This window comes from Mesorhizobium sp. M0870, assembly GCF_040319775.1.
Taxonomy (GTDB): domain Bacteria; phylum Pseudomonadota; class Alphaproteobacteria; order Rhizobiales; family Rhizobiaceae; genus Mesorhizobium.
Map to the genome: position 1 here is coordinate 70,621 of NZ_JAMYOI010000009.1, position 24,063 is coordinate 94,683.

At 62.9% G+C, this 24,063-nt stretch carries 23 protein-coding genes; 13 read left to right on the plus strand and 10 right to left on the minus strand.

Features of this window, described 5'->3' with window-relative positions:
• Positions 1-50: 50 nt before the first annotated feature.
• A complete protein-coding gene (locus NKH97_RS13255; protein WP_352440593.1) occupies positions 51-731 on the minus strand; it encodes a response regulator transcription factor in 681 nt (226 codons plus the stop codon).
• Positions 709-2,313 carry a sensor histidine kinase gene (locus NKH97_RS13260; RefSeq protein WP_352797222.1) on the minus strand — a complete coding sequence of 535 codons (1,605 nt, stop codon included), beginning with the start codon at positions 2,311-2,313 and terminating at the stop codon, positions 709-711. Before NKH97_RS13260 ends, NKH97_RS13255 begins: the two co-directional genes overlap by 23 nt.
• Positions 2,314-2,426: 113 nt before the next feature.
• On the opposite strand from NKH97_RS13260, the gene NKH97_RS13265 reads away from it, so the two are divergent.
• Both NKH97_RS13265 and NKH97_RS13270 read left to right on the plus strand, forming a co-directional pair.
• Positions 2,427-3,953 (plus strand): SLC13 family permease, encoded by a 1,527-nt coding sequence (locus NKH97_RS13265; protein ID WP_352628986.1) that lies wholly within the window; start codon positions 2,427-2,429, stop codon positions 3,951-3,953.
• Between the two features lies 1 nt (position 3,954).
• On the plus strand, positions 3,955-5,145 hold the full coding sequence (locus NKH97_RS13270) for a glycerate kinase family protein (RefSeq protein WP_352440615.1): 1,191 nt from the start codon (positions 3,955-3,957) through the stop codon (positions 5,143-5,145).
• Positions 5,146-5,316: 171 nt separating this feature from the next.
• On the opposite strand, the gene NKH97_RS13275 is transcribed toward NKH97_RS13270, so the two are convergent.
• Positions 5,317-6,138 carry an alpha/beta fold hydrolase gene (locus NKH97_RS13275; protein WP_352774303.1) on the minus strand — a complete coding sequence of 274 codons (822 nt, stop codon included), beginning with the start codon at positions 6,136-6,138 and terminating at the stop codon, positions 5,317-5,319.
• Positions 6,139-6,306: 168 nt separating this feature from the next.
• Here NKH97_RS13275 and NKH97_RS13280 point away from each other — a divergent pair, with 168 nt between their 5' ends.
• On the plus strand, positions 6,307-7,071 hold the full coding sequence (locus tag NKH97_RS13280; protein WP_352774305.1) for an SDR family NAD(P)-dependent oxidoreductase: 765 nt from the start codon (positions 6,307-6,309) through the stop codon (positions 7,069-7,071).
• A 62-nt stretch (positions 7,072-7,133) separates the two neighbouring features.
• Here NKH97_RS13280 and NKH97_RS13285 read toward each other — a convergent pair whose 3' ends face one another.
• A complete protein-coding gene (locus tag NKH97_RS13285) occupies positions 7,134-7,835 on the minus strand; it encodes a GntR family transcriptional regulator (RefSeq protein WP_352797227.1) in 702 nt (233 codons plus the stop codon).
• A 239-nt stretch (positions 7,836-8,074) separates the two neighbouring features.
• On the opposite strand from NKH97_RS13285, the gene NKH97_RS13290 reads away from it, so the two are divergent.
• From NKH97_RS13290 to NKH97_RS13335, 10 genes are all read left to right on the plus strand, one after another.
• Positions 8,075-9,115 (plus strand): ABC transporter substrate-binding protein, encoded by a 1,041-nt coding sequence (locus NKH97_RS13290; protein ID WP_352797230.1) that lies wholly within the window; start codon positions 8,075-8,077, stop codon positions 9,113-9,115.
• A 78-nt stretch (positions 9,116-9,193) separates the two neighbouring features.
• Positions 9,194-10,276, plus strand: a complete 1,083-nt coding sequence (locus NKH97_RS13295) for an ABC transporter ATP-binding protein (RefSeq protein ID WP_352797390.1) — start codon at positions 9,194-9,196, stop codon at positions 10,274-10,276.
• Positions 10,276-11,202 (plus strand): ABC transporter permease, encoded by a 927-nt coding sequence (locus tag NKH97_RS13300; protein WP_352440621.1) that lies wholly within the window; start codon positions 10,276-10,278, stop codon positions 11,200-11,202. Before NKH97_RS13295 ends, NKH97_RS13300 begins: the two co-directional genes overlap by 1 nt.
• Positions 11,199-11,999 (plus strand): ABC transporter permease, encoded by an 801-nt coding sequence (locus tag NKH97_RS13305; RefSeq protein WP_352774309.1) that lies wholly within the window; start codon positions 11,199-11,201, stop codon positions 11,997-11,999. The genes NKH97_RS13300 and NKH97_RS13305 overlap by 4 nt, the downstream gene beginning before the upstream one ends.
• A gap of 81 nt (positions 12,000-12,080) precedes the next feature.
• On the plus strand, positions 12,081-13,667 hold the full coding sequence (ggt, locus tag NKH97_RS13310) for a gamma-glutamyltransferase (RefSeq protein ID WP_352440622.1): 1,587 nt from the start codon (positions 12,081-12,083) through the stop codon (positions 13,665-13,667).
• Between the two features lie 90 nt (positions 13,668-13,757).
• Entirely contained in the window at positions 13,758-15,284 is a 1,527-nt protein-coding gene (locus NKH97_RS13315) for an acyl--CoA ligase (RefSeq protein WP_352440623.1), read from the plus strand.
• A 2-nt stretch (positions 15,285-15,286) separates the two neighbouring features.
• A complete protein-coding gene (locus NKH97_RS13320) occupies positions 15,287-16,267 on the plus strand; it encodes a 2-dehydropantoate 2-reductase (RefSeq protein ID WP_352797236.1) in 981 nt (326 codons plus the stop codon).
• Between the two features lie 94 nt (positions 16,268-16,361).
• Positions 16,362-16,745, plus strand: coding sequence for an SMU1112c/YaeR family gloxylase I-like metalloprotein (gloA2, locus tag NKH97_RS13325; protein ID WP_352440625.1), 384 nt, complete (start codon positions 16,362-16,364; stop codon positions 16,743-16,745).
• A 104-nt stretch (positions 16,746-16,849) separates the two neighbouring features.
• Positions 16,850-17,080, plus strand: a complete 231-nt coding sequence (locus NKH97_RS13330) for a hypothetical protein (protein ID WP_023810809.1) — start codon at positions 16,850-16,852, stop codon at positions 17,078-17,080.
• A gap of 131 nt (positions 17,081-17,211) precedes the next feature.
• The gene (locus NKH97_RS13335) at positions 17,212-18,198 is read left to right on the plus strand and encodes a methyltransferase (protein ID WP_128304152.1); all 987 of its coding nucleotides are present in this window, start codon (positions 17,212-17,214) and stop codon (positions 18,196-18,198) included.
• A gap of 1 nt (position 18,199) precedes the next feature.
• Here the strand turns inward: NKH97_RS13335 and NKH97_RS13340 are convergent, their stop codons facing one another.
• The 6 genes from NKH97_RS13340 to NKH97_RS13365 all read right to left on the minus strand — a co-directional run bounded on the left by NKH97_RS13340 (position 18,200) and on the right by NKH97_RS13365 (position 24,004).
• On the minus strand, positions 18,200-19,258 hold the full coding sequence (locus tag NKH97_RS13340) for an aminopeptidase (RefSeq protein ID WP_352797241.1): 1,059 nt from the start codon (positions 19,256-19,258) through the stop codon (positions 18,200-18,202).
• Between the two features lie 174 nt (positions 19,259-19,432).
• Complete coding sequence (locus tag NKH97_RS13345) at positions 19,433-20,404, minus strand: branched-chain amino acid ABC transporter permease (protein ID WP_023810812.1); 972 nt, start codon at positions 20,402-20,404, stop codon at positions 19,433-19,435.
• A 1-nt stretch (position 20,405) separates the two neighbouring features.
• On the minus strand, positions 20,406-21,293 hold the full coding sequence (locus NKH97_RS13350) for a branched-chain amino acid ABC transporter permease (RefSeq protein ID WP_023810813.1): 888 nt from the start codon (positions 21,291-21,293) through the stop codon (positions 20,406-20,408).
• Positions 21,294-21,300: 7 nt separating this feature from the next.
• Positions 21,301-22,011, minus strand: a complete 711-nt coding sequence (locus NKH97_RS13355; protein WP_023810814.1) for an ABC transporter ATP-binding protein — start codon at positions 22,009-22,011, stop codon at positions 21,301-21,303.
• Entirely contained in the window at positions 22,004-22,783 is a 780-nt protein-coding gene (locus tag NKH97_RS13360) for an ABC transporter ATP-binding protein (RefSeq protein ID WP_352797245.1), read from the minus strand. Before NKH97_RS13360 ends, NKH97_RS13355 begins: the two co-directional genes overlap by 8 nt.
• A gap of 12 nt (positions 22,784-22,795) precedes the next feature.
• Positions 22,796-24,004 (minus strand): ABC transporter substrate-binding protein, encoded by a 1,209-nt coding sequence (locus NKH97_RS13365; RefSeq protein ID WP_128304150.1) that lies wholly within the window; start codon positions 24,002-24,004, stop codon positions 22,796-22,798.
• Positions 24,005-24,063 lie beyond the last annotated feature (59 nt).

Here is a 24,063-nt window from a genome sequence, read left to right on the forward strand (position 1 = left end):
ACATGTCGCAGCCAGCAGACAAGTTGGTCGCCAGGAATTTGGCTCCGCTTCTATGCCTTCCGCTCAACCAGCATGTAGCCGACCCCGCGGACAGTCTGAATGCCGGCTGACGCACTTGGTCCCAGCTTGGCCCGGAGATAGCGAATGTACACCTCCACGATCTTAGTCCCGGGTTCGGAGCTGTATGACCAGACATTGTTGAGGATGCGCTGGCGGCTAACCACTTTTCCCGCATTAAGCATCAGGAAGTGCAGAAGGTCGAATTCACGTCGGGTGAGGCGGATTTCCCGGTCGCCATCCGTTAGACGGCGAGCGCTCGTGTCGAGGTTGAGGCCGCCGATTCGAAGCGACTGCTCCTCCCCTGTTCCCGGACGGCGTCGGCGCAGGGCATCAATCCTGGCCACCAGTTCATCAAAGGCAAACGGTTTGGTCAGGTAATCGTCGGCACCCCCCTTGAGCCCATCCACGCGATCCTGGATTGTCTCTTTGGCCGTCAGCATCAGGATGAGAACCGGCCACTGCTCTGATCGAACGATCCGGCACAGTTCAAGACCATCCAGGTAGGGGAGCAGGCGGTCCAGGATCACCAGATCGAACGGATCCGTGCGAATGGCGGCCAATCCCTCTCGACCGTCCTCCGCGACACTCACGTGAAAGCCTTCTGCCTCCAGCCCTCGGCGGAGGAAATCGGAAACACGCCGGTCGTCTTCAACGATCAGGATTCGAATCATCGGTGTGTTGTACCAGCGGGAGTTTAATTCTGAGGAGGGTTCCCGAAGGCTCAATCCGTTCAAGGCCGATCGTGCCGTCATGCCTGTCTATGATCTTCTTGGCGATCGCAAGGCCAACACCGAGCCCATCGGCAACAGATCTCTCGCCAGCATGTCCGCGATAATAGCGGTCAAACACGAACGGAAGATCACTGGCACCGATGCCTGAACCGCTATCGCGGACGACAATCTCAAGCGCGCCGTCGCGCCCGGTCATCTCAACCGAGATCGTCTGGTGTGGTTTTGAATACTTTATGGCGTTGTCGAAGCCGATCAGCAGCGCCTGCTTGAGGCGCTGGGCGTCCCCTCGAATGAGGCTATGGTCTGCGTTAAGTGAGAGATCAACGGATATTTGCTTGGGGGTAGCGAGTACGGACGCTTCCTGAACGGCCGCCTTCACAACCTCGCCGACATCGATGATTTGCGACGAGAAGCTCATATCTTCCGCTTCAGAGCGGGCGACGGCGAGAAGGTCCTCCAGGTTGCGAGCCATATCCTCGGCGTAGTTGCGGATTCGGTTCAAGGCCTCCCCGTAAGGTCGAACACGCGGTTGGTCGCGAAGGGCAACATCCGCCTCTCCACGGAGAATCGTCAGCGGCGTGCGTAGCTCATGGCTTGCCTCCGCAAAAAATTGGATTCGCCGGCTGTTGAGAGCCCTGAGTTGTTTATTCGCTTCACGAAGCTCGCGCGTGCGCAGCTGAACTTCAGCCTCCAGCCGACCCTGGACCGAAATCAGAGCGGCACGTTCGATCTCAAGTGCCTCGGCCATGCTGTTGAAACTTCGCGACAAGGAAGCGAACTCGTCGCGCCCGGCTGCGGGGATGCGATGGTGAAGCTTACCCGCGGCGATGGCTTTGGCACTTTCATTCAGCTCACGCACAGGTGCGGCGATCGACCGCCGCAGAACGAGGCCGAAGCCCAGGCTGCCCAGCATGAGCAAGGTGGAGGAGCCGCCGGTCATGAGCAGCAGATGCCATTGCGCACCACGAACCCGTTCGAGTTCCGCTCCAACTTCGCTGCGCTCCTCGTGCAAGGCAGCCTCGATCATTCCTTCGAAATCGCTCTCCAGTCGATGCTCTACATCATTTCGGAAGCTTTCCACGATGCCTGCCGGCTCGCCTCTTGATCGCTGGCTGAACAGCCGTTGGGCAGCTCGATCGATAGCTTCAAACAGCGCCTTGATGCGGCCGACGAACTCGAGTTCGCCCTCCTCCTGGCTTCTGTCGCTCCAAAAGCCGAGCGCACCAAGTTCCTCGCGCGTTGCGCCTTCCAACTTATGGAATCCAAAATACAATTCTCTTCGTGCCGCCTCGAAATCCGGCATCTGCTCAGGCCCGAGCAGCAGGACCTCGGCCACTTGCTCGGTGTAGTTGTTGGCCTGGCCATTGAGTTCCGCAAGAGCCTCAAACCGTCCGTGGACGCTGTCTACGCGGCGGACGAATTCTTCCGTCAGGTGCAGTGTGGCGAGTGCCAATCCGGAAATCAGCCCGACGAGGGCGAGGATGAGAATTTGAAAAAGGAGGATGCGACCTCGAACAGTCATGCGGGTGATCCCTGCTGGCGATCGACTAGCGTCTCTCACCAAATTCTAACCGGAGCTCTCCCGCCCGTCTAACCAGAAGCCCCTAAATTCGAACGCTGGGACGTGCGACGACCGTGCGCCTGTCCGATCGCCGGAGCGGCGACAAGCTCGAAGAGGTTCGGTTGGTACAAGTAGAGTTCCAGGCTGAGATCGGCTCCCTTGTCGGGAAAAAGATGACGGCGGTCTGGCCGGTGTGGCGCGCCGCGCTGATCGGAATCGGTGCATGTCTCGTCGTTGTCAGTATCGAATTCGGCCTCCCCGCTCTCCCATCGGACGCTCGGCGAGCGCTCGAGATCCTGCTTGTCGCGATCATAGGCTGGACCTTGACGCCGTTCGACGACACCTTCGTTGCTATCGTCGCCGGACTGGCAATGGCGCTGCTCGTCAATCGTGATCCCGGGGCGCTGTTTCACGCGCTTGGGGATGAGTTGATCTGGCTGTTGCTCGCCTCTTTCATCCTTGCGGCCGCCGTCAAGGCAAGTGGGATCGCGGATCGCATCCTCGGCCTCGTGACAGGGCGCATGCGGTCGGTTCGCGCGGTCGCGTATGCTTTGGCGGCGGTCATGGTCGCCACAGCCTTCATTATTCCGTCAACGTCGGGTCGGGCAGCCTTAATGATCCCGGCTTATCAAGCGGTTGCGGGGCGCTGTGGAAATGCTCGGTTGCGAAGGGCATTCGCGCTGTTGTTTCCCACTGCTATTCTCCTCTCGGCCTTTGCGTCGCCCGTGGGGGCCGGTGCCCATCTCCTGGCGATCGAAATGGTCGACCGCCTCTCAGGGGTGAAGGTGAGCTACCTGGAATGGATCGCCCTCGGTCTGCCGTTTGCGGCCGTGAGCACCTTTGTTTCAGTTGAGTGTCTTCTCCGGCTTTTCCTGTCACCCGCAGAACGGCGGGCAGCGCTTTTGCTGCCGACGGTAAGCAATGATGGGGTCGGGTTGGCACGGCAGCCGATACTCTGGATCGCCGCGGGCGTTGTCATCGCGTGGCTGACCGAATCTTTGCACGGGCTCAATGCCACCGTCATCGCACTCAGCGGCGCTCTCGCCGCATCGCTTCCGGGGCTCGGCGCGGTGAGGTTTGACGATGCCATTAGGAGTACCGAGTGGAAGCTGCTCCTGTTCCTTGCGGCGACCATCTGCCTGGCAGACGGCCTGGTGGCGTCGGGTCTTCATCAATGGTTGATCGAGACGACGGTGAACCCACTGCGGGTCGTCGGCTTGGGGCCGCTGGCCCTCCTCTCGTTGCTCGCTTTGCTGGGCCTTTTCAGCCATCTCCTTATTCACAGTCGCACGGCGCGCGTATCGGTGCTGCTGCCTCCGGTTCTGATGATTGCGTCGACAGCGCGGCTCGACCCCCTCCTTGCGATGCTTGTGCTCGTCTCAGCGACCGGCTTTTGCCAAACGCTCATGATCTGCGCGAAGCCGGTCGCGCTTTTCGGGGGACTCGACGACGAAGGCTACGGCCCGAGGGACTTGGCCCTCCTGAGCGCCGTCCTGCTGCCGGTGCAATTCCTTTTGATCGTCGTGTTCGCGGTGGGCGCGTGGCCAATGATCCAAGGTCTGCTCATCACGCTCGGTCTGCAAGTTTCCGGAGGGTCATAGCATGTCGAAAAAGAAAGAGCCGAAGAAGAGAAAACGGCTTCGAGTGCTGGTCGCACCGTCTGGTTTTAAGGAGAGCCTCGGCGTTCGTGATGTTATCGATGCATTGGCGCGCGGCGTCCGCAATGCGGTTCCGACAGCAAAAGTGTTTAGCCTTCCGATGGTGGATGGAGGCGAGGATTTTACGCGTACGCTTGTTGAGCTGTCCCATGGTGAGTTGCATTCCGTCACCGTCACGGGGCCAGTCGGGCAACCTGTGGAGGCGACCGTCGGTTTTCTCGGCCGAGGAAAGAAGCGGACGGCTGTTCTGGAGATTGCGGCGGCTGCCGGGCTGCGGCTCGTTCCCACGGACATGCGCGACCCGACCCGTACTACAAGTTATGGGGTGGGGGAGTTGATTCATGTGGCACTCGATCTTGGCGCCGAAAGGATTCTGATCGGCTGCGGTGACTCGGGCGTCAACGATGCGGGAATGGGGATGGCCCAAGCTCTAGGCGTGCGCTTGCTCGATGGGGACGGCCACTCTATTTCGGGGAGCGGCTCGGCGCTTTCGTCACTCGCTCGCGTCGATCTTTCCGATCGTGACCGCCGCCTTTCGAATGTTCGTATCGACGTCGCCGTGAACCCCTACAATATGCTGCTCGGCGAGAGAGGCGTCGCTCGGGTATTTGGTCCGCAAAAGGGTGCAACGCCTGACCAGGTGGCGTTGCTCGATCAGGGCATGGAAAATCTCGCTCATATCGTCCGCCGCGACCTCGGCATCGACGTAGCGCCGCTTGTCGGCGGAGGAGCTTCCGGTGGACTTGGCGCCGGGCTTCACGCCTTTGTTGGAGCGCGGCTGCAGCCACGCTTTGATCTTATCCGGCGGTATATTGATCTTGATCGCCGACTGGCAGATGCCGACATGGTCATGACGGCCGAGGGCGGTCTGGACGGACAGACTGGCTTTGGCAAGGTGCCGGCGGAGATTGCACGGCGCGCGAAACGTTACAATCTGCCTGTGATTGCCTTGGCCGGCACGGTCGGACTGGGCGCCGAGGCGACCCACGAAATTGGCATCGATGCGTTCTTTAGCATTCTTCGCCGGCCATGTTCCCTCGAAGACGCGATCCGTGACGCCGACATGCTGCTGGCGAACGCGGCCGAACAGGCGATGCGGCTGATGTGGGCCGCGCGCGCTTTTAAGTTCAGATAATGGGTCTTGTCTCGCCCAAGGCCGCGAGGCGTGCGGCTTCGGCCCGAAATTTCCTGGGCCATGTGAAGGCTCACATCAACAGCGGTTTACGTCGTCGCATTGCTTCCGCGACTTGCCCGGACCTACGCAAGTATACGGCTCAGGGCGAGCCCGCATCGACGAACTCCCGTATCAGCTCTGCAGCCCTGGACCCCTGCGTCTCCAGAAGGGATGGCCCGCGTCGAAGATGTGAGCCTCCATCCGAGGAAGGTCGATGAGCCAGGACTGAACCTCCGCAATGTCGAAAAAGACATCGTGGCGACCCCAAAGAAGCATGGCTCGAGGTTGATGCTTCGCCAGATAGTCAGCCACCTCCCCAAACCGGTCGACATATCGGCCGTAGTCGGCCAGCAGCGCCTTCTGCAGATCAAGCCGTCCCGGTAGACACATGACCCGCCAGTCCTCAATCCAACGCTCTGCATCGATCCGCGCCGCGATCTCGGGTGGCAGGCCGGCGACGTACTGGTCGCGGGTTCCCTCAAGGGTCAAATGGGCGGTGGCGGCCTCCTCGTTGCCGGCATTCGGCGCAGCCCAGAAGTCCAATGTGGCTGCCCACTGCGGACCAAAGCCGGAGCGGTGGGCATTGGCATTCTGAATGATGAGGCCTTCGACAAGTTCCGGAGCGCGCATGGCGAGCTGAAAAGCCACCGGAGCGCCGAAATCATGCAAATAGAGTAACCTGCGGCCCACGTTGAGACTCGCAAGCAGCTCTTCAATCGCGTTGGCCAGCATGTCGAACGATGGCTCGGATGGGAGATCGGATGCGCCGAAGCCCGGAAGGTCAGGCGCAACGACATAGACGGTGCCGGAGAGCCTGGCGGTCACGTCGCTGAACATCCGAGAGGAATTGGGGAAGCCGTGCAACAGGACTAGCGCGGGCTTGGAAACATCGCCGGCCGTCCGGACGGCCACCTCGCCGCCAGAGGACAAGGATATTTTCTGGATCTCCGGCACGTCCTTTCCTCCACGCCCACGCGATCGCCAAGCTGCACGCTTCGTTCGGTTCGACTTTCGGATTTTCAGAGAACTCAAAGCGGCGTGGAATGTTGCAAAGCCAAATCCTCGCGGGCTGTTGCCCAAAGCGCGTGGTAAGACCGGGAGCGGAAACCAGCGGAGCCTGATTTGACCATCTCCTCTACCAACACCAAGCGCGCACTTATCACCGGGGCCGGTGCGGCCGACGGGATCGGCTTTGCCATTGCCCGGCAGCTCGGCCGTGCCGGCCATGCGGTCTTCCTCACGGGAGCCAGTACGCGCGTGCTCGATCGCGCCGCCGAGCTTTGCCGCGAAGGCATCGATGCCAAAGCCGTGGTCGCCGATCTCACCATCGCTGCCGATGTCGCGCGGCTGCGGGCCGATGTCGGGGCGGTCGGTATCCTGGTCAACAATGCCGGCATGGGCTCGCTGGCATCGCCATCGGTCGACAAGGCGTTTCTCACCATGACCGAGGCCGACTGGGACCAGGGGATCGACGTCAGCCTGAAGACCGCATTCCTCGTCACGAAGGCCTTTCTGCCGGCGATGGTCGAAGCGGGCTACGGGCGCATCGTCAATGTGGCGTCCGTCACCGGACCGCTGGTATCCTTCGAAGGCACATCAGCCTATTCCGCCGCCAAGGCCGGCATGGTCGGCCTGACGCGCACGCTGGCGCTGGAAGTGGCGAAAAGCGGCGTAACAGTCAATGCCGTGGCGCCCGGCTGGATCGAAACGGGTTCGTCGAGCGAGATGGAGCGGCAAGCCGCCCTGCACACGCCGCCGGCGCGGGCCGGGCGGCCGGATGAGGTGGCCGCAGCGGTGGTGTTCCTGGCCTCGGAAGGTGCCAGCTATGTCAATGGCGCCCTGCTGGTGGTCGACGGCGGCAACCGCCTTCAGGAGCGCAAGGGCTAAGCTCAAAGGCGCTTGTCGTCAGGGTCGGTCGGCGGGCAGGCCTCGCCCAAGTTCCTCACCCCTCAAGACGCCTTGGCCAGGAACGTCCGATAGTCCGACTTGGCCTGCAGCAGGCGCAGCACATTGTCGCGCGACCCGCGCACATGGGCGCGCGCCAGCGTGCCGGCTTTGGCGGCGTCGCCAGCGCAGATGGCATCGACGATTTCGGCATGCTCGTCGCGGGCGATCTTCCATTCGTCCAGCCACAAAAGTTCGGTCCAGACATAGTGCTGGCACTTGTCGAGGATGCCGCACAGCATGCCGTGCAGCATCACATTGCCGCTGATTTCGGCGATGACGCGGTGCAGGTCAATGCCGACCTCAAGCTCCTGGAATTTTTCCCTGTTGGTGCGCTCCGGAATGGCGGCCAGCCGCTCGCATTCGGCCAGCATGGCGCGCAGCCGTGCCTTGTCCTGGTCCGTCGCCGCCGCTGCCGCCAGTTCCGTCGCGTGGCCGTCGAGCAGCTCGCGGATCTCGAAGGCCTCGCGGAACATGTTGATGTCGAACTCGGTGACGACATAGCCCTGGCGCGGCCGGCCGGTGACCAGCCCGTCGCGCTCGAGACGGTTGAAGGCCTCGCGCACCGGGGTGCGGCTGACAGTCAGCTTCGCCGCGATGTCGTTTTCGGTGACGCGCGAGCCCGGCGGAATCTGGCCGGTCACGATCATCGCCTTGAGCGCGGAGTAGACCGAGTCACGCAACGTATTTTTGGTTTTCTTGGCCAAGCTTCCCTTCCCACTTCTCCGGCCTTTCAGCCGGAACACGCATAGCTGTAGCCGCAGTCGGCATAATTTGCCACGCCCCCGGCGACGCCGTTCCTCGCCACCTTGTCCGGCTCGAAACCCGTGAATTCGATCGAGCCGGCGGTGTTGACAACATCGATCGCTAGGCTACACTCAAAATTGTATACAAAATAGCATGCCAAATCAAAAACAATGGGAACACCGGTTGGAGAGCCGAAAAAATGAACAGGACCAGAAGCGTTAGTATCGTTGCGATGGCGGGCCTCATGGCTTCGCTCGCGGCCCCCGCCATGGCGGGCGACACCATCACCGTCGCCTCATGGGGCGGCACCTACCAGGAGGCGCAGACCAAGGCGTTTTTCAAGCCTACCGCCGACGCGCTCGGCATCACCATCAAGGAAGACACCACCAACGGCCTCGACGACGTCCGGCTGCAGGTGACCGGCAATGCGGTGAAGTGGGACATCACCGAACTTGGCGCCGACGAATGTGCGCGCGGCTCGAAGGAAGGGCTGTTCGAGAAGCTCGACTACGGCATCATCGACAAGAGCGGCATCAACCCGAAGCTGGTCCACGACGACTGGGTCGGCATTTCCTACACATCCGTCGTGCTGATCTACCGGACCGACGTGTTCGGCGACAAAGGCCCGAAGACCTGGGCCGACTTCTGGAACGCGGAAAAGTTTCCGGGACGGCGCGCGCTGAGCGGCAGCCAGGCGACCGAAACGCTGAGCGTCGCGGCACTGGCCGAAGGCATTCCGATCGACAAGGTCTATCCGGTCAATATCGACGGCGCGTTGAAATCCGTCGACAAGATCCGTGGCCATATCGACGCCTGGTGGACCTCCGGCGCGCAGGCCATGCAGCTGGTGAAGGACGGTGAAGTCGACATGGCGAGCATCTGGAACGGCCGTGCCGGCACCTTGAAGAAGGAAGGCGCGCCGGTCAGCTTCTCCTTCGACCAGGGCGTGCTGACCGCCGACTGCATGGTCATTCCCAAGGGCGCCAAGAACAAGGAAGCCGCGATGAAGGCGCTGGCGATGTTCGTCAGCCCGCAATTGCAGGCCAATCTGCCGCTCTATGTCGACAATGGCCCGGTCAACGAGAAGGCTTTCGAGACCGGCAAGATCCCGCAGGACAGGATCAAGGACATCAATTCGGCGCCTGAAAACGTCAAGAAGCAGGTGCTGCAGGACGCCGAATTCTGGCGCGACAATCTGGTCGAAGCGACAGAAAAGTTCAACAATCTGGTCCAGCAGTAGGCTGCGGTCGCTACCCAAACCACGGCAGGGCGGCGTCTCGCCCTGCTTCTGCGGCCTCAGCTTTAGGAGACGATGATCTTGTCCATTGCGCCATCCGCGCTGCCGATCAGCATGCGCCGGATCGAGAAACGATTTGGCAGCGTGCCGGTGCTGCGCGACCTCAACCTCGATGTCGAGGCCGGCGAATTCCTGACGCTGCTCGGGCCTTCCGGCTCCGGAAAGACGACGCTGCTGATGATCCTGGCCGGCTTTGTGCGGGCCAATGCCGGCTCGATCAGGGTCGGCGACGACGAGATCATCACCACGCCGCCGCACAGGCGCAACATCGGCATGGTGTTTCAGAACTACGCGCTGTTTCCGCATATGAACGTCTTTCACAACATCGCCTTTCCGCTGAAGCAGCGCGGCGTCGCTGCCGCCGAGACGGCCGAGCGCGTCGAGAAGGCGCTCGATCTGGTGAAATTGCAGGGCCTGGGCGAGCGGCGTGTCGACCAGCTCTCCGGCGGCCAGCGCCAGCGCGTGGCACTGGCGCGCGCCATCGTCTTCGAACCGCGCATCGTGCTGATGGACGAACCCCTGTCGGCGCTCGACAAGGGCCTGCGCGAGCACATGCAGATCGAGCTGCGTGCCCTGCATCGCCGGCTCGGCATGACGACCGTCTATGTCACGCACGACCAGCGCGAGGCCATCACCATGTCCGACCGCATCGCGGTGATGAATGCCGGCCGCATCGAACAGCTCGACAAACCCGAAACGCTCTACACCTCACCGAAGACGCAATTCGTAGCCGGCTTCATCGGCGAATCGAATTTCATTCCGGTCGAGTGCCGCAACGGCTCCGTCTGGTATGAGGACCGGAGAATCCACACCGCGGCACCCGTGCCGGCGGCAGGCCAGCACCTGATGGTGGTGCGGCCGGAAAAGCTGCGGCTCTTGGCAAACGCCAAACCGACAAGCGGCATCAACGTGCTCGAGGCGAAAGTCAGCGACATCATCTATCAGGGCGACAGCTTCGTCTGCTATGCGGTGCTGCGCGACGGCCGGCAGCTGACTTTGCGCGACTATTGCCGCAGCGATGTGCTGGCGAAAATGCCCGCACCCGGCCAGCCAGTCTCATTCGGTCTCGATGCGCAGGACACGATCCTGGTGGCGGCAGACTGATGAGCGCGCAGACCGCCCTCATGCAGGAGAAAGCCGGCCGCTCGGGCCCGGATCTGAACACGCAGGCGCTGCATATGGACGCTCGGCGCGAGTCGTTGCGGTTGCTGGCGCTGCTGTCGCCGAGCCTGTTGCTGGTCTTCGCCATCATCATCGTGCCCATCGGCTGGCTGTTCTGGCTGTCGCTGTTCGACGAAGCCGGCGCCTTCAGTCCCGCCAATTATGCGCGCTTCTTCGAACAGGCCTCCTACATCAAGACCTTTATCACCACCTTCAAGGTCGCCTTCATCGTCACCGGCGCCTGCGTGCTGCTCGGCTATCCCTTAGCCTACATGCTGTCGCAACTGCCGCGCCGGGCGGCGTCGATCTGCCTGATCTTCGTCATCCTGCCGTTCTGGACATCGGTTCTGGTGCGCACCTATGCCTGGCTGGTGATCCTGCAGCGCAAGGGCCTGATCAACAGCTGGCTGATCGATCTCGGTGTCATCAGCCAGCCGCTATCGCTCGCCAACAATTTTTCCGGCGTCGTCATCGGCATGACGCATATCCTGCTGCCGTTCCTGGTGCTGCCGCTCTACGCCTCGATGAAGACCATCGACATCGACTGCCTGCGCGCCGGCATGAATCTCGGCGCCGGCCCGGCCGCCACCTTCCGGCAGATCTTCTTTCCGCTGTCGCTGCCCGGCCTCGCCTCGGGCGTGGTCATCGTCTTCGTGCTGTGCCTGGGCTTCTTCGTCACGCCTGCGCTCATGGGCGGCGGCAAGGTCATCATGTGGGCGATGCGCATGGAACAGACCACCAGCCTCTATTCCAACTGGGGTGCGGGTGCAGCACTGGGCGTGGTGCTGCTGGTGGTCACGCTGGCGCTTCTCGGCCTGTTCCAGTGGCTGCTCGGCGCGCGCGCCACAGGTGTGTGGAGTTCGCGATGAGCGAGGATGTCGGCCTGCCGATCTCGCATCGGCAACGGCTGTGGCTCTATTGCCTCGGCGGCCTCGTGCTTCTGTTCCTGATCGCGCCGTCGATCATCATCGTCATCATGTCGTTTTCGGATTCGACGCTGCTGCAATTCCCGCCGCAGCAATGGTCGCTGCGCTGGTACCAGACCTATTTCGGCTCACTGGAATGGCGCGACGCTACGATCGTCTCGGTCAAGGTGGCTGTTATGACAGTGCTCGTCGCGACACCGCTCGGCACCGCTGCAGCCTATGCCATCAACAGGGGCACGCTGCGCCTCAACGGCACCATCAACGCGCTGCTGACGGCGTCGCTGATCGTTCCGGTGATCCTGATCGGCATCGGCACCTTCTTCCTCTATGCGCGCATCGGGCTCAACAACACGCTGACCGGGCTGGTCATCGCGCATACGGTGCAGGCCTTGCCGCTGGTGGTGCTGACGGTGCTGTCGGGCTTGCGCTCCTACGACATGAACCAGGAGCGCGTGGCGCGCAGCCTTGGCGCCGGCCGCGTCGCCGCCTTCTGGCAGGTGACGATGCCGCAGATCCGCTTCTCGATCGTCTCGGGCGCGCTGTTTGCCTTCATCACCTCCTTCGACGAAGTGGTGGTTTCGCTGTTCATATCGGGCGGCGAGACCACGACATTGACACGCCGCATGTTCAACGCGCTGCGCGACCAGATCGACCCGACGATCGCTGCCATCTCGACCTGCCTGATCGTTCTCTCGGTCGTGCTGTTGTCGGTTGCGCAGATCTTCGGCCGGCGGCATTGATTTCACCAGACCAATTCGCAGAAGTGACCAACTTGCAGACGTGACCAACTTGCAGACGTGACCAGGGGATATCCAGACAGAATGCGTGATTTCCAGTTTCCCGGCCGCTCGCCGGTTCGTGCCACCGAGGCGGTTGCCGCGACCTCGCATCCGCTTGCAACCCTTGCGGCCATCGACATGCTGCGCTCCGGCGGCAATGCCATGGATGCCGCCGTCTGCGCCGCCGCCGTGCAGGGCGTCGTCGAGCCGCAATCGACGGGCATCGGCGGCGATTGCTTCGTGCTCTATAGCCCGGCGGGACAGGGCAATGTGCTGGCCTTCAATGGTTCGGGTCGGGCGCCAGCCAAAGCGACGGTCGACTGGTACCGCGAAAAAGGCTTCGATCGCATCCCGCTGCAGGGTCCGCATGCGGTCACCGTGCCGGGCGCTGTCGACGCCTGGGGCCGCCTGCTCGAAGACCATGGCCGCAAGGGCCTTGCCGAGGTGCTGGCGCCGGCCATCCACTATGCCGAGAACGGCTATGTCGTGCACGACCGCGTCGCCTTCGACTGGGCCGAACCGGAAACCGACCTGTCGGCCGACGAGCATGCCGCGCGCATCTTCCTGCCCGGCGGCAAGGCGCCGAAGGCGGGTGACATCCACAGGCAGCCGGAACTAGCGGCGACGTTGCGCATCATCGCCAAACACGGCCGAGCCGGTTTCTATGAAGGCGCTGTCGCCGACGATATGGTTAGTCGGCTTAACGAATTGGGCGGACTTCATTCGGCCGAGGATTTCGCCTCGACCCGAGGCGATTATGTGACGCCGGTCAGCACCTCTTATGGCGGCCACGAGATCCACCAGATGCCGCCCAACAATCAGGGGCTGACGGCGCTTTTGATGCTGAATTTGCTGTCGGGCTTCAAGCTTGGCGGACTTGACCCCAATGGCGCCGAGCGCCTGCATCTGGAGATCGAGGCCGGGCGCCTGGCCTATCGCGACCGCGACCGCTATCTCGGCGACCAGGATCATGTCCCGGTGCCGGTCAAACAGCTCCTGTCCGGCGCCTATGCCGACCGGCTGCGCGCCGAGATCGACCGCGACCGCGCCATGACGCATCTGCCGCGCGTGGAGCTGCCCGGCAGCGACACGGTCTACATCTCCATCGTCGACCGCGACCGCAACGCGGTTTCCTTCATCAACTCGACCTATTATTCGTTCGGCAGCGGCGTCGTCGGCCCGAAGACCGGTGTCGTGCTGCAGAACCGCGGTTCGAGCTTCCGCCTCGACCCGGCACATCCGAACGCGATCGCGCCCGGCAAGCGGCCGATGCACACGATCATGCCGGGCATGGCGACGAAGAACGGCCGCGTCGTGATGCCGTTCGGCGTCATGGGCGGCGGCTACCAGCCGTTCGGCCATGTCCATCTGCTGACCAACATGATCGACTTCGGCATGGACCCGCAGCAGGCGCTGGATGCGCCCAGGGTGTTTTACAATGACGACACCGTGGAGGCCGAGCGTGGCGTTCCCAGCGAGGCGATCGAGGGCCTGCGCCGGCGCGGCCACCGCATCGCCGAACCGCATCACCCGCTGGGCGGCGGGCAGGTGGTGCTGATCGACTGGGAGAAGGGGACGCTGACCGGCGCTTCCGATCCGCGCAAGGATGGTTTGGCGCTTGGCTACTGACGCAATCCGTTGTCCAATGGCGTATCCATATCGAGGCAAGCCCGTCAGCGGGGCTGCCGCCAATAGCCGTTCGAAATCCAGCCGGTGATCATGACCCAAACTGAAACCCACGCAGATCTCTCCCGCCGTCTCGCAGCGGGGGCGGACGATGCACCTGCCATCCTGGCGCCCGACAGGGCGACGCTCAGCCATGGCGGATTGCGCAGCCTGATCGCCGACACGGCAAAACAGCTGCATGCGCGCGGCATCGGCCGGGGCGACAGGGTGGCGATCGTGCTGCCGAACGGGCCCGAGATGGCCACCGCCTTTATCGCCGTGGCGGCCGCCGCCTCGACGGCACCGCTCAATCCAGCCTACCGGGCCGACGAGCTCGATTTCTACCTCACCGACATCGGCGCCAAGGCGATCCTTGTCGCCGAGGGCGAGACCGGCCCTGCGGTGACGGTGGCCGAACGCCTCGGCATCGGCGTGCTGCGGCTTGTCGTGCAGCCCGCCACACCCGCCGGCAGTTTTGCGATCGAGGGCGCGGCGATCGGGCCCCCGGCATCACCCGACATGGCGCAAGACGGCGACATCGCGCTTTTGCTGCACACCTCCGGCACGACGTCGCGGCCAAAACTGGTGCCGCTCAGCCATGCCAACATCGCAGCCTCGGCTGCCCATATCGGCGGCACGCTTGGCCTGACGGCCGATGACCGCTGCCTCAACATCATGCCGCTGTTCCACATTCACGGCCTGATCGCGGCCGTGCTGTCGTCACTGGCTGCCGGTGGCAGCATCTATTGCACGCCGGGCTTCAACGCGCTGCGCTTCTTCCAGTGGCTGGGCGAGGCACGACCGAGTTGGTACACGGCGGTGCCGACCATGCATCAGGCGATCCTGCCTCGCGCGGCACGCAATGCCGAGGTGCTGGCGGCAACGCGCCTGCGCTTCATCCGTTCGTCCTCGGCGTCGCTGCCGGCGCAAGTGATGGCTGAACTGGAAGCGACCTTCGGCTGTCCGGTGATCGAATCCTACGGAATGACCGAGGCCGCGCACCAGATGGCGTCGAACCGGCTGCCGCCGGGCCAGCGCAAGCCGGGCAGCGTCGGGGCCTCCGCCGGTCCGGACGTGGCTGTCATGGCGCCCGACGGGCGACTGCTCAAGGCCGGCGAGACCGGCGAGATCGTCATTCGCGGGCCCAATGTGACTGTTGGCTACGAGAAGAACCCGGATGCCAACGCCACCGCCTTCGCGCATGGCTGGTTCCACACCGGCGACCAGGGCGTGCTGGACGAAGACGGCTATCTCAGGGTCACCGGACGGCTCAAGGAGATCATCAACCGCGGCGGCGAAAAAATCTCGCCGCTCGAGGTCGACGATGTGCTGATGGACCATCCGGCGGTGGCGCAGGTCGTCACCTTCGCCATGCCGCATGACAAGCTTGGCGAGGAGGTGGCCGCGGCGGTTGTGCTGCGCGAAGGCATCAGTGCCACCGAGGGCGACATTCGCACCTATGCCGCGACGCGGCTTGCCGACTTCAAGGTGCCGCGCAAGATCCTGATCCTGGACGAGATCCCCAAGGGCGCGACCGGCAAATTGCAGCGCATCGGCCTCGCTGCCAAACTGGGGCTTTGACGATGAAGATCACCATCTTCGGCGCCGGTGCGATCGGCGGCTATCTCGCTGCCAAGCTTACCATGACTGGGCGGACCGATCTTTCGATCGTCGCGCGCGGGGCGCATCTGGAAGCGATCAAGGCAAATGGCCTGCGCCTGATCGAGGACGGCCAGGAGACGTCCGTCCCCATCCGGGCCGCCGCGAAAGCCGAGGAACTTGGCGTCCAGGATTATGTGGTTCTGGCGCTAAAAGCCCATTCCCTCACCTCGGCCCTTGACCAGATCGCACCGCTACTCGGGCAAGACACCGCCGTCGTCACCATGCAGAACGGCGTGCCGTGGTGGTACTTCCACGGCGTTGGCGGGCCGCGCGAAGGCACCAGGCTGAACGCGGTCGATCCCGGCGGCAAGATCTGGCAGCGGATCGGACCGGACCACGTCATCGGCTCGGTCGTCTATCCGGCCGTCGAGGTCGATGCGCCGGGCCTCATCCGCCATGTCGAGGGCAGACGCTTCTCGCTCGGCGAACCCTCCGGCGAGCGCAGCGAACGGGTTACGCTTCTGGCCGAGGAAATGGTCAAGGCCGGCCTGCAGGTGCCGGTGCGCGACGACATCCGCGGCGAGATATGGGTAAAGCTGTGGGGCAATCTGTCCTTCAACCCGATCTCGGCGCTGACCGGCAGCACGCTTGCCGCAATTGTCGCCGACGAAGGCACCCGCACGCTCGCTCGCACCATGATGCTGGAAGCGCAGGCGATCGGCGAAAGCCTCGGCGTGCGCTTTCCCATAGCGGTCGACCGGCGCATCAAGGGCGCCGGCGATGTCGGCGAACACAAGACCTCGATGCTGCAGGACCTGGAGCGCGGCCGGCCGATGGAGATCGACGCGCTGGTGAGCGCGGTGCAGGAACTTGGCCGGCTAACGGACAAGCCGACCCCGACCATCGATGCCGTGCTGGCGCTGGTGCGGCGGCTGGCGGTGGAACGCGGGTGTTATGGGTGAGGTGGGAAGGACAAGGCAAATCGGAGCCGTGGCGCGCGACGATCCAGGCCTTGAAGCACCTTGGCCTCATATCCCCTTGACTGGAGTTAGCAGCATGCTGAACGCCATTCACCACGTCGCGCTCATCTGCACCGACTATGACCGGTCGCGACGGTTCTACGTCGAACTCCTCGGCCTCGATCTGATCCGGGAGGTCTATCGGGAGGAGCGGCAGTCATGGAAGGCGGATCTGCGGATCGGGTCGGCCCAACTGGAATTGTTCTCCTTCCCTGCACCGGCGATGCGGCCATCCCACCCAGAGGCTACAGGCCTGAGACATCTGGCATTTGCTGTGGCTAATCTTGAGCCCGTAATTATCCGCCTGGAAGCCGCAGGCGTTGCCTTTGAGCCAATCCGGATCGACCCATACACAGACCAACGGTTTACTTTTTTCAGAGATCCGGATGGATTGCCGCTGGAACTTTACGAAGCCTCATAAGGAACGGTTCGCTTTCGCGGCGGGCGCTGTGTACTGACGGTCTCGGTATCGGCGGACCGCGAATCTGTGCTAAGCGCCGCCCAACCAACCAAAGGACGACACCAATGAGCGAACTGACCGTGGCCGAGGCGACCGAGAGCATCTATGCCTCGCTCCGGGCGGACAATGCCGACATCGACGCACATATCGCGACGCTTAAGGCGGCGCTGACGCGGGAGGGGATAAAACAGGCGGTGTTCGATCCGACCAAACTGGCGCAGAACAACCGCTCGGGCCGCAAGTTGATGCAGGCTTATTTTCGGCAGCGCGGCGTGAGCGTGAAGTTCTCAGACTAGAGCCGCGCGCGCTCCCAACCGCACCACTGGGAGTTCTCGGCCGGTCCGTCGCCATCCGGACGTCGGGACTGTAAGTTCTAGTCCATGGGAGTTGTTTCAAGGCCGATCCTGGATCGCGGAGGGGATGTGACATGGTGGATTCTGACCGGATCGACAAGCTGATCGCAGCGGTGCCCCCCGCCTTGGCGCTTCGCGCCGGATTGGACCTTGGCATCTTCACCCGGCTCGGTGAAAGCGCGCTGACTGCTGACAGCCTCGGGGCCACGCTCAAAGTCGAACCCGATCGTCTGTCGCGGCTCCTCTACGCGCTCGCCAGCATCGGCCTCCTTGAAGTCAAGGATGGTGAATTTCGCAACGGAGCCGAAGCGTCGGCCTTCCTCGATGCGTCCAAGCCAAGCTATCGCGGCGGCGATCATGCGCTCCTGCGCGAGCTCTGGGGAGCCGACCTACTAACCGCCGAGTCGCTGCGGCAGAACCGGCCGGCTGCGCTGCACGACTTTTCCGAAGCGGGACCTGAGGCCGCGGCGGCCTTCAGCCGCATGCTCGCACCGGGTGGGGTGATTTTCGGCCGACATCTGGCCCAGGAGATGGACCTCTCGGCGGTCGGTTCGGTGATCGACATCGGCGGGGGTGCCGGGACCATACTGGTCGGGCTTCGCGAGCGGTGGCCGCACATTGCGGCGACGCTGATGGAACTGCCGACGGTCTCAGCGGTCGCGCCAGCCATCCTGTCGGAATACGGTGCCGACGACGTGGTTGTCGAAGAGGGGGACATAACCGTCGCGCCATCGGTCGGTCGGCACGATCTGGCGATCCTGAAGGCCGTCGTCCAGGTGCTTCCGCCGGACCAGGCGCGCAGTTCGATCCTGAACGCGGCGCGTTGCCTTACACATGGCGGCGAGATCGCAATTGCCGGGTGGGGTGTCGTCGATGACGACCGCCTCGGCCCGCCAGAGGGTGTCTTTCTCAATCTCACCTTCCTGAACCTCTATCGCCACGGCGAATCGTACACTGAGGGTCAGTATCGCGCGTGGATGACCGAGGCCGGATTCCGGGATATCTCCAGGTCGCGCCTGACGGACGGCTGCACGTTGTTTCGTGGACGCCTCACGGGCTGACTCAATAACAGCGATCTGCCGCGGCAAGTGCTTCGACGCGGTGAGCTTCGTCCAGTGCGCCAATCCGCCGGACCGATGCATAGAACCTGACATAGTCGCCCGAGCACAAGTCGAACAGGCGCAGAAACGCGGTCACCCGATCGCTATAAACGGACGTCGCGGCGAGCTTCGCGTTGTTGATCGGGGAGGCGAACCAGGCATCGTATCCCCGGTATCGGCCCCAGCGTCTGTCGCGCATGTGCCGGTAGCGCATCCGCAGCCGTTCAATAGCGGCCGTCTTTGCGGCCAGTTTTTGCTCCGAGGTGCCGGCGTTGGAATAGACTTGCGCCAACTCGTCCCGGGTCCGCGACACCAGCGCAAGAAATTCAGCCTTGCGTCTCCGGGCGGCTTCGTAACGGCGCAATGCGGCGGTATCGCCAGTCATGCGCAACCATTTTCTCACGCCGGTTGTTTCGACGGCGACAGCGAACGCCTCGTTGAATGCGGAATCGTCGTGCACGTAGACGCGCTGGTGGGCGAGTTCATGGAAAATCAGCGCTGCAAGATAGGTTTTATCCTCGCCGAACATCGTGCTTAGCAGCGGGTCACTTGACCAGCCGAGCGTGGAATATGCAGTGATGCCCGTCACATAGACGTCCATGCCCTGTTCTTGAAGTTCGACAGCGGTTTCAGTCGCGGACTTCCTGGAGAAATACCCCCGGTAGGGAACACAGCCGAAAACAGGAAAACACCATGTTCGCGGCGTCAGCGAAAATGCCGGCGCGGCGAAGACAGCCCATGTCACCGAGTCCCGACCAATGTCGACATAGCTGCGGTAGCTGTTGTTGTCGGGCAGCGCCAGTTCATCCGTTGCGAACTGTCGTATAGCGCTCGCCGATGCCATTCGGGCGCGCAACGCCTTCGGCGTCGAAGGATCCTCGATCAGTTTTCCGACATCCTGGCGTGCGGTCATGATCTGCAGATGACCTTGCACGGACTGCGCGTAGTAGGAAATGCTGGTGCAGCCGGTCACGCCGGACACCACGGTCATAACCGCAACCAATCGAAAGAATGCACGCATCACGATTTGTCCACAGCAGTGCTCACCCGTTCCGATGGGGTCGCGATTGCCCCAGGTCGCAAGCAGTCGCCTCGATTGATCGAGGTCTATAGTTTTCTGAAGAATCCGGACAGGTGCTCATTGTGGTGACGCATGTCACCACGCGCAAACCGCGTCCCACCAACCTGCAGCTGATCAGTCCTTTCCCGCCCGCCCGAAAATCCGCGCGTAAAATTCGCCGACGATGCCGCGCCGGAAGATCAGCACGCACACCATGAAGATCAGGCCGGTGGCGATGGTCACCGGAAAGCCGGAAGTGGCAAGCGTGTTTTCCAGGCCGATGACAAGGCTGGCGCCGATGATCGGCCCGACCATCGTACCGATGCCGCCGAGAAGCGTCATCAGGATCACCTCGCCCGACATCTGCCAGGTGACGTCGGTGAGCGTGGCGAACTGGAAGACGATCGCCTTGAGCGAGCCGGCCAGCCCGGCCAGCGCCGCCGACATGACGAAGGCGCCGAGCTTGTAGTTGGCGACGGAATAGCCCAGCGAAATGGCGCGATTCTCGTTTTCCCGGATCGAGCGCAGGATCATGCCGAATGGCGAATTGACGATGCGCCAGATGGCGAAGACGCCGATCAGGAACACCGCCAGCACGAAATAATACATGTTCAGCGAGACGTTCAGGTCGAGGACGCCTAGCAGCATGCCGCGCGGTATGCCCTGAATGCCGTCCTCGCCTTGCGTGAACGGCGCTTGCACGCAGAAGAAGAAGAACATCTGCGACAGTGCCAGCGTGATCATGGCGAAATAGATGCCTTGCCGGCGAATGGCGAAGAAGCCCATGACGAGGCCGAGCAAGGCCGCACCCGCCATGCCGAGCAGAATGCCGGCTTCCGGCGGCCAGCCCCAGACCTTGACGGCATGCGCGGTGAAGTAGGCGGCGCCGCCAAAGAAGGTTGCGTGGCCGAATGACAGCAGCCCGGTGTAACCAAGCAGAAGATTGAACCCGCAGGCAAACAGCGCGAAGCACAGCATCTTCATCAGGAAGATCGGATAGACCAGGAAAGGCGCCACCAGCAGCGCCAGGATGCCGAGCCCGACCAGCGTCCATTCAAGCCGTGCCGAGGTTTTGGCCGATGTCTCGCGAAGCGTCAGTTCCGACATGTCAGGCGTCCCTTCCGAACAGGCCGGCCGGCCGGACCAGAAGCACAATCGCCATGATGACGAAGACCACGAGGTTGGAGGCCTCGGGGTAGAAGACCTTGGTCAGGCCTTCGGCAAGGCCAAGCATGTAGCCGGTGACGATGGCGCCAAGGATCGATCCCATGCCGCCGACCACGACGACGGCGAAGACGACGATGATGAGATCCGACCCCATAAGCGGGCTCACCTGATAGATCGGCGCTGCCAGAATCCCGGCAAGCCCGGCCAGCGCGGAGCCGAGGCCGTAGGTCAGGGTCAGCAGCAAGGGCACGTTGACGCCGAAAGCCTGGACGAGGCGGGGATTCTCCGTCGCGGCGCGCAGGTAGGAACCGAGCCTGGTCTTCTCGATCAGCGCCCAGGTTCCGAAGCAGACGATCAGCGAGGCGACGACGACCCAGCCGCGATAGTTGGGCAGGAACATGAAGCCGAGATTGGTGCCTCCCGAAAGCAGCGGCGGCACGGCGTAGGGGTTTCCCGAGACGCCGTAATAGTAGCGGAAGATGCCTTCGAGCACGAGCGCGAGGCCGAAGGTGAAGAGCAGGCCGTAGAGCGGATCGAGATCGTACAGTCTCGACAGCGCAAGGCGCTCGACCACGATGCCGAAGGCACCGACGATCAGCGGCGCAAGGATCAAGGCGGGCCAGTAGCCGATGCCGAGATAGGTGAGAAGCAGATAACCGACGAAGGCGCCGAGCATATATTGGGCGCCATGGGCGAAATTGATGACCCGCAGCAGGCCGAATATGACAGCCAGGCCCAGGCTCAGCATGGCGTAGAACGAGCCGTTGATCAGGCCGACCAGCAACTGGCCGAGGAAAGCCTGAACGGGGATGCCGAAGATCATCGTCATGGCGCCATCATACACCCAGGACTTCGTGGAGCTGCGTCATGCGGTCCGGCAGCTCGCCGACCGGAAACCCCGCCACCACCTTGCCGTGCTCCATCAGATAGAAACGATCGGCGACACGGCTGGCGAAGCGGAAGTTCTGCTCCACCAGTAGGATCGTCATGCCGCGCTTTTTCAACGTCGCCAGCAACGCGCCAATGCGCTGCACGATGACGGGGGCCAAACCCTCCGTCGGCTCGTCGAGAAGCAGCATTTTCACACCGGTTCTCAACATGCGCGCGATCGCCAGCATCTGCTGTTCGCCGCCCGACAGCCTCGTGCCTGGACTGTTGCGCCGCTCCTTCAGATTGGGGAACAGGTCGAAAATCTCCTCGACGCTCATGCCGCCCTGCGCGACGACCGGCGGCAGAACCAGGTTCTCGTCGACGGTCAGCGTCGCGAAGATGCCGCGCTCCTCCGGCACGAAGCCGATGCCTTGATGCGCGGTCCGGTGCAGCGGCAGCCGCATCAGATCCTGGCCGTCGAAAGCGATCCGGCCGGTTCGCTTGCGGATCAGCCCCATGATGGCGCGCAGCGTCGTCGTCTTGCCGACGCCGTTGCGGCCGAGCAGCGTGACCGTCTCGCCGGCAAACACCTCCAGATCGACGCCGTGCAACGCATGGCCCTCGCCATACCAGGCGTTGAGGCCGCTGACTGCAAGCAGAGGTGCGGCACTAGTCATCGGCGGTGCCCATATAGGCGATCTTGACGCGCTCGTCGCGGCTGACGGTGGCGTAGTCGCCGGCGGCCAGCACCTCGCCGCGCTGCATGACCGTTATCCAGTCGCAAAGGTCGGCCACGACGGTCAGATTGTGCTCGACCATCAGCACGGCGCGATCCCTGGCCACCGAACGGATGAGGCTGGAAACCGTGGCCACGTCCTCATGCCCCATGCCGGCCATCGGCTCGTCCAGCAGCAGCACTTTCGGATCGAGCGCCAGGGTCGTAGCGATCTCGAGCACGCGTTTCCTGCCATAGGAAAGGTCGCCGGCGAGCCTGTTCCTGGCGTCGTCGAGACCGACCGAGCGCAGCAATTCCTCGGCGCGCGGCGTCAGCCGGTCGAGCGCCGCCAGCGAGCGCCAGAACTGAACGCTGAGCCCGCCCGGCCGCTGCAGCGCGACGCGCACATTGTCGAGCACGCTGAGGTGCGGAAAAATCGCCGATATCTGGAACGAGCGCACCAGGCCCATCCGCGCGACCCTGGCCGGCGAGGTGCGGGTGATGTCGTGGCCGAGCAGCTCGATCCTGCCGCTGGTCGGCGCCAGGAACTTGGTGAGCAGGTTGAAGACGGTCGTCTTGCCGGCGCCGTTGGGTCCGATCAGGGCAGGGATGTTGCCATGGCGGACATCGAGATCGACGTTTTTGACGGCGATGAAGCCGGCAAAGTCGCGCCGCAACCCGCGGGCGGAAAGCACCACAGGCGGCTCGTTCGCGCTCAGGTCAGTCGGCGCCATCGGCCGCGCCGATCACTGGCCGGCCGTCGGACAGCCGCTTTCCTTTTCGCTAAGGAAGGCCTCGTTGCCAGGAATGGTGGCGAGATATTTGTAGTAGTCCCACTCCTGGGTGCTCTCGGCTGGCGACTTGACCTGATAGAGGTACATGTCATGGACCATGTTGCCGTCCGCCTGCACTTTGCCGTTGGTTATCGCGGCGTCGTCCACGGGCATCGAATGCAGTTGCTTGGCGACCGCTTCGGTCTCGTCCGTGCCGGCCTTGTCGATCGCTTTCAGGTACTGCGTCACCGCCGAATAGGTCGAGGCCTGGATCATGTTCGGCATGCGGTTGGTGCGCTTGAAAAAGCGCTGCCCGAATTCGCGGCTCTTGTCGTCGCGATCCCAATAATAGCCTTCGGTCAGCACAACGCCCTGCGCCGCTTGAAGGCCAAGCCCATGCACCTCGGCCAGCGTGAACAGGAGTGCGGCAAGACGCTGACCGCCCTGCACGATGCCGAATTCGGCCGCTTGCTTGATCGAGTTGGAGGTATCGAGGCCGGCATTGGCCAGGCCGATGACCTTGGCGCCCGACGATTGCGCCTGCAGCAGGAAGGACGAATAATCGGTCGATCCCAGGGGATAACGCACCTCGCCCAGCACCTTGCCGCCATGGCTCTCGACGAACTTGGTGGTCTGATCCTTCAGCGAATAGCCGAATGCATAGTCGACGGTGACGAAGAACCAGCTGTCGCCGCCCTGCTGCACGAGAGAGCCGCCGGTTCCCACCGCCTGCGAATGTGTGTCATAGGCCCAGTGAAAGCCGTAAGGCGAGCATTGTTTGCCGGTCAGCTCCGTGGTCGCCGCGCCGGTGACGATGTCGATCTTCTTCTTTTCCTTGGAAATCCCCTGGACGGCGAGCGCCACCGAAGAGGTCGTCAGTTCCATGATGGCATCGACCTGCTCGGTGTCGTACCACTGCCGCGCGATGTTGGAGGCGATATCCGGTTTGTTCTGGTGGTCGGCGCTGATGATTTCTATCGGCGCTCCCTGCACCTTGCCGCCGAAATCCTCGACCGCCATCTTGGCCGCCTCGACCGACCACTTGCCGCCGAAATCGGCATAGACGCCCGACTGGTCGTTGAGGATGCCGATCTTGACCTTGCCGTCGGAAATGTCGGCGGCCGAGGCGGGGATCGCGGATGCGGCGAGAAGTGCCGCGGAAACGAAAAGGCTTACCTTCATGGTTGACTTCCTCCCATAGCGATGAATCCGACCGACCCTCCTACGATCGATCATCGCAA

What these genes read in the sequence shown, in the direction of transcription:
- NKH97_RS13255 (WP_352440593.1), bottom strand. Translation starts at nt 731, where the DNA reads ATGATTCGAATCCTGATCGTTGAAGACGACCGGCGTGTTTCCGATTTC.
- NKH97_RS13355 (WP_023810814.1), bottom strand. Translation starts at nt 22,011, where the DNA reads ATGACTAGTGCCGCACCTCTGCTTGCAGTCAGCGGCCTCAACGCCTGG.
- NKH97_RS13335 (WP_128304152.1), top strand. Translation starts at nt 17,212, where the DNA reads ATGGTGGATTCTGACCGGATCGACAAGCTGATCGCAGCGGTGCCCCCC.
- NKH97_RS13330 (WP_023810809.1), top strand. Translation starts at nt 16,850, where the DNA reads ATGAGCGAACTGACCGTGGCCGAGGCGACCGAGAGCATCTATGCCTCG.
- NKH97_RS13315 (WP_352440623.1), top strand. Translation starts at nt 13,758, where the DNA reads ATGACCCAAACTGAAACCCACGCAGATCTCTCCCGCCGTCTCGCAGCG.
- NKH97_RS13270 (WP_352440615.1), top strand. Translation starts at nt 3,955, where the DNA reads ATGTCGAAAAAGAAAGAGCCGAAGAAGAGAAAACGGCTTCGAGTGCTG.
- NKH97_RS13290 (WP_352797230.1), top strand. Translation starts at nt 8,075, where the DNA reads ATGAACAGGACCAGAAGCGTTAGTATCGTTGCGATGGCGGGCCTCATG.
- NKH97_RS13320 (WP_352797236.1), top strand. Translation starts at nt 15,287, where the DNA reads ATGAAGATCACCATCTTCGGCGCCGGTGCGATCGGCGGCTATCTCGCT.
- NKH97_RS13350 (WP_023810813.1), bottom strand. Translation starts at nt 21,293, where the DNA reads ATGACGATGATCTTCGGCATCCCCGTTCAGGCTTTCCTCGGCCAGTTG.
- NKH97_RS13300 (WP_352440621.1), top strand. Translation starts at nt 10,276, where the DNA reads ATGAGCGCGCAGACCGCCCTCATGCAGGAGAAAGCCGGCCGCTCGGGC.
- NKH97_RS13360 (WP_352797245.1), bottom strand. Translation starts at nt 22,783, where the DNA reads ATGGCGCCGACTGACCTGAGCGCGAACGAGCCGCCTGTGGTGCTTTCC.
- NKH97_RS13345 (WP_023810812.1), bottom strand. Translation starts at nt 20,404, where the DNA reads ATGTCGGAACTGACGCTTCGCGAGACATCGGCCAAAACCTCGGCACGG.
- NKH97_RS13365 (WP_128304150.1), bottom strand. Translation starts at nt 24,004, where the DNA reads ATGAAGGTAAGCCTTTTCGTTTCCGCGGCACTTCTCGCCGCATCCGCG.
- ggt (WP_352440622.1), top strand. Translation starts at nt 12,081, where the DNA reads ATGCGTGATTTCCAGTTTCCCGGCCGCTCGCCGGTTCGTGCCACCGAG.
- NKH97_RS13305 (WP_352774309.1), top strand. Translation starts at nt 11,199, where the DNA reads ATGAGCGAGGATGTCGGCCTGCCGATCTCGCATCGGCAACGGCTGTGG.
- NKH97_RS13340 (WP_352797241.1), bottom strand. Translation starts at nt 19,258, where the DNA reads ATGCGTGCATTCTTTCGATTGGTTGCGGTTATGACCGTGGTGTCCGGC.
- gloA2 (WP_352440625.1), top strand. Translation starts at nt 16,362, where the DNA reads ATGCTGAACGCCATTCACCACGTCGCGCTCATCTGCACCGACTATGAC.
- NKH97_RS13260 (WP_352797222.1), bottom strand. Translation starts at nt 2,313, where the DNA reads ATGACTGTTCGAGGTCGCATCCTCCTTTTTCAAATTCTCATCCTCGCC.